Here is a 4,365-nt window from a genome sequence, read left to right as displayed (position 1 = left end):
TCAGCAGTGTTCAGCGTAAATGTATCAGTCTTTTAAGGGCTGCTTCCTACCGCTATTGAGCGCTACGGCTATGGCTCGCCGCAACACCCTACAAGATGACCTCAACTACCAACAAGCCAAGCGCAGCCTGCGCCAGTGGGTGGCCCAACTGGATCTGCGCCCCCAAGAGGTCGCGGGCTTAGAAGGGGAGTTGGAGAGCTTGCAAGCGCTCTTGGACAAGCTGGAAACCGAGGTCATCCACATCGCCGCCTTTGGTCTGGTGGGGCGAGGCAAGTCTTCCCTGCTCAATGCCCTGCTGGGCGAGCCAGTCTTTGAGACGGGGCCCACCCATGGCATCACCCGTACCCAGCAAGCGGCAACTTGGAACATCAGCTGGGAAACCCGCCCCCAGTCCTCCTTCTCTGGCACATCCCTGCAGGGATCCCGCCTCCCCCCTTCCTCGGTGCAGTCGGTACAGGTCGCCCATTGGCAGGGATCCCGTCTGGAGCTGATCGACACCCCCGGCCTGGATGAAGTAGACGGCGAAGAGCGGGCGCGGCTGGCCCGAGAAGTGGCCCAGCGAGCGGATTTGATCCTGTTTGTCGTCTGCGGGGATCTGACGCGGGTGGAGTTTGAGGCCCTGGCCACCCTGCGGGAGGCGGGCAAGCCTATGCTGCTGGTGTTCAACAAGATCGACCAGTACCCAGAGGCAGATCGCCAGGCCATTTACGACAAGATCCGCAACGAACGGGTGCGGCAGCTCCTTTCTCCCAACGAGATCGTCATGGTGGCGGCCTCCCCTCGCGTACCCCGCCTGGTGCAAAGGCCGGATGGGAGCTTTGCTGCCCAGATGGAAGTGGGATCCCCGCAGGTGGATGAGCTGCGCCTGAAAATCCTGGAAGTCCTGCATCGGGAGGGGCGTTCGCTGCTGGCCTTGAATGCCCTCCTGTTTGCCGATCGGGTTAACCAGCAGGTAATTGAGCGCAAGCTGCAAACCCGTGCCCAGCAAGCCCAAGACCTCATCGCCTCAGCCGCCCGCACCAAAGCGCTGGCGGTTGCCCTCAACCCCATCACCCTGCTCGATACCTTGGGAGGGCTGGCCATCGATGTCACCCTGATCCTGCGCCTGGCCCGCCTGTACGGCTGGCCCATGAGCACTGCAGGAGCCACACAACTGCTGCAGAAGATCATCCTCAGCATGCTCAGCCTCGGCGCCGGCGAGTGGGTGGCGCTGTTGGGCCTGGGATCCCTGAAAACCTTGCTGGGGGGATTCTCTCTGGGAGCCTACGGTTCCGTGGCCCTGACGCAGGCGGTGTTGGCCGGGTTTTCCTGCTATACCATCGGCGAGTCCGCCCGCCGCTACCTGGCCCAGGGAGCCAGTTGGGGGCCAGAGGGCCCCAAAGCCGCCATAGCCCAGATTTTGGCCGATTTGGACGAAGCCTCGATCACCGCCCGCCTGCGAGAGGAAATCCGCCACAAAATCGGATTTGCTTTCCCCTGACCCTCTACAATCAAAAAGCCGAGCCGCGTCGTCCTCATGACCTACTGCCTTGGCATCATCACCCGCTTTGGCTTGGTGATGGCGGCAGATTCCCGCACCAACGCCGGGGTGGACTACGTCTCCACCTACCAAAAGCTGTTCGATTTTTCCGTGCCCGAAGAGCGGGTGATCTTGATCTGCACCTCCGGCAACCTGTCCATCACCCAGGGCGTTTTGACCGAAGTGCAGCGGGATCTGCGCCAACCGGAAAGTTCCAATCTCCACACCTTCCCCCATCTCTACGACGTGGCCCGCTACCTGGGATCCAAAATTCGTTACATCCAGGAGCAAGACCGACCCTGGCTGGAAAAGGACGGTATCGACGCCCAGTGCAGCCTGTTGTTGGGGGGACAGATCCGAGGCGAGGAGCCGGCCCTCTTTTTGATCTACAGCCAGGGCAACTGCATCCAGGCCACCCCGGAAACCCCTTTTTTGCAGGTGGGGGAAACCAAATACGGCAAGCCAATCTTGGATCGCACCCTCTCCTACGAAACCTCGCTAGCAGATGCGGCCAAATGCGCTCTCCTCTCCATTGACTCCACCATGAAATCCAACATCTCCGTCGGCCCCCCCATCGATTTGGTGATGGTGCAAGCGGATCAGTTCAAGGTCACCCACCGTCTGCGCCTGCGCACCGGGGATCCCTACCTGGCCAAGATGCGCAAACTGTGGGAGAGCGCCCTCAAACAAGCCTTCGACCAAATGCCCCCCATCGAGTGGGACTACTCGGATCCAGCTGATCGGGAAGAGCTGCTCGACTGAGAGGAGGAGATTGGTAGGATAGGGGTTAATCCATCTCTGCCCAACCCCTGCCATGTCAGCCCACACCTTTCAAGACTTGATCTTTCGCCTGCAACAGTTTTGGGGGGAGCAGGGCTGCTTGATCCTACAACCCTACGACCTGGAAAAAGGCGCCGGCACCATGAGCCCCCACACGTTTTTGCGCGCCTTGGGGCCGGATCCCTGGCGAGTGGCCTATGTCGAACCCTGTCGCCGCCCCACCGATGGACGCTACGGTCAAAACCCCAATCGCCTGCAGCACTATTTTCAATACCAAGTGTTGATCAAGCCCTCCCCCGATGACATTCAAGATGTGTACCTAAATAGCCTGCAAGCTTTGGGCGTGAACCCGGCAGAACACGATGTTCGCTTTGTGGAAGATGACTGGGAATCTCCCACCTTGGGGGCTTGGGGCGTGGGCTGGGAAGTGTGGCTGGACGGCATGGAAGTAACCCAGTTCACCTACTTTCAGCAGGTGGGCGGACAAGATTGTCGCCCGGTTTCTGTAGAAATTACCTATGGGCTAGAGCGCCTGGCCATGTATCTGCAGGGGGTGGATTCGGTTTTCGATCTCTGCTGGAATGAGCATCCTTCTCTGGGACGGATTACCTATGGACAAATCTATTTCCAAAATGAGGTCGAGCAATCTTATTACAACTTCGAGTATTCCGATCCGGAGATGCTGCTGGAATTGTTCCGGCTCTACGAAGCCGAGGCCAAGCGTTTGATCGAAACCACCCAACAGAAACTGCAGAAACAGGTGTTGCCGGATCGGTTGGCCGTGTCTCTGCTCCTGCCCGCCTACGACTATGTGCTCAAGTGCTCCCACACCTTTAACCTGCTCGACGCTCGTGGTGTCATTGCTGTAGCCGAGCGCACCCTCTACATTGGGCGCATCCGTAACCTGGCTCGACAATTGGCGGAGCTGTACGTTAGCCAAGCCGATCGACCGGGATCCAGCTATGCCCTGCGGCAACCGGAACCCGCTTTGGTTTACAGGGGTGCCTCTCCCCAGAGTTAATTCTTGAGAAAGGGATCCCACCTTTGGCTATGATGAGAGATTGGTGTCAGCAAGGTGCTGGCTGCCCAAATGGCTCTTGTGGAAAGTCAGTGACCTCGTTTTCATCCTCTTTTTCTGACCAGTTCACCTTACTTTTTTCGGAAAAGCTTTATGTTTTACCATCATCCCGTCACTCGGGTTTCCATCTTTATTGATGGCAATAATATGTTTTATGCTCAACAGAAAAATGGCTGGTTTTTTGACCCACGCCGGGTGCTGGATTATTTTGTTAGATCACAGCCGAATGTTGAATTGGTCAACGCCTTTTGGTACACCGGCATCAAGGATCCCCATGATCAGAGGGCTTTTCGAGACGCTCTGATCAGCATGGGCTTCACTGTGCGCACCAAGATCCTCAAAGAATATCGAGATGAAGACTCCGGTCGGTACTCCCAAAAAGCAAATCTGGATATCGAAATAGTAATCGATATGTTCAACACCGTTGGCCAGTACGATAGGATCATTCTATTTAGCGGCGATGGAGATTTTGAGCGGGCCGTCGAGCTGTTGCGTTCCAAAAACACGCTGATTACAGTTGTCTCCACCGAAGGGATGATCGCCCGCGAGCTGCGCAACGCCACCGACCGCTACATCGACCTCAATGACATTCGCCCCTACATTGAGAAGTTAGACAAGTAGTGCTTTGGGCAGGGTTCTGGACTGCTTCCTCTGCCGTCGGGTCAGACCCATAGCCTCCTGGCGAGCTGGCGACAACACCGCCTAAGTTCGTTCTGGCTTTTTCCATCTTCACGGATCCCATCCCTGCCACACAAGCGGCACGTCTGTTGTACCGGCTCTAGTCAGCGCTGCCGGAAAGGAGCTGTCCCGGCCAATTCCAGTAGGGTGCTCTGGTGTCCGGCAGAAGGGCTGTGTCTTCTCCCCTTGGCAGCCAACTTCTGGGCAACCTCAGTTCAGGCAGGGGAGCAGAGAGGCTAGCATTGTAAAAAATCTTTGCCCTGATCAGGTTTTTATGACCGGCGTTCCTGTCTCCCGTATTCGCAACTTT

Annotated in this window: 4 protein-coding genes; all 4 read left to right on the top strand. The window is 57.3% G+C overall.

Features of this window, described 5'->3' with window-relative positions; genetic code table 11:
• Positions 1–70 precede the first annotated feature (70 nt).
• The gene (locus tag NW815_RS13415; RefSeq protein ID WP_414387911.1) at positions 71–1,480 is read left to right on the top strand and encodes a DUF697 domain-containing protein; all 1,410 of its coding nucleotides are present in this window, start codon (positions 71–73) and stop codon (positions 1,478–1,480) included.
• A 36-nt stretch (positions 1,481–1,516) separates the two neighbouring features.
• Positions 1,517–2,281 (top strand): peptidase, encoded by a 765-nt coding sequence (locus NW815_RS13410; protein ID WP_414387909.1) that lies wholly within the window; start codon positions 1,517–1,519, stop codon positions 2,279–2,281.
• Between the two features lie 52 nt (positions 2,282–2,333).
• Entirely contained in the window at positions 2,334–3,320 is a 987-nt protein-coding gene (gene glyQ / locus NW815_RS13405) for a glycine--tRNA ligase subunit alpha (RefSeq protein WP_414328660.1), read from the top strand.
• A 150-nt stretch (positions 3,321–3,470) separates the two neighbouring features.
• Positions 3,471–3,998 (top strand): NYN domain-containing protein, encoded by a 528-nt coding sequence (locus tag NW815_RS13400; protein ID WP_011431737.1) that lies wholly within the window; start codon positions 3,471–3,473, stop codon positions 3,996–3,998.
• The last annotated feature ends 367 nt before the right edge of the window (positions 3,999–4,365 follow it).

The organism is Synechococcus sp. R6-7 (assembly GCF_047461695.1).
Taxonomy (GTDB): Bacteria; Cyanobacteriota; Cyanobacteriia; order Thermostichales; family Thermostichaceae; genus Thermostichus.
The sequence above is the reverse complement of the archived record's forward strand: the minus strand, read 5'-3'. Positions and strand labels throughout refer to the sequence as shown.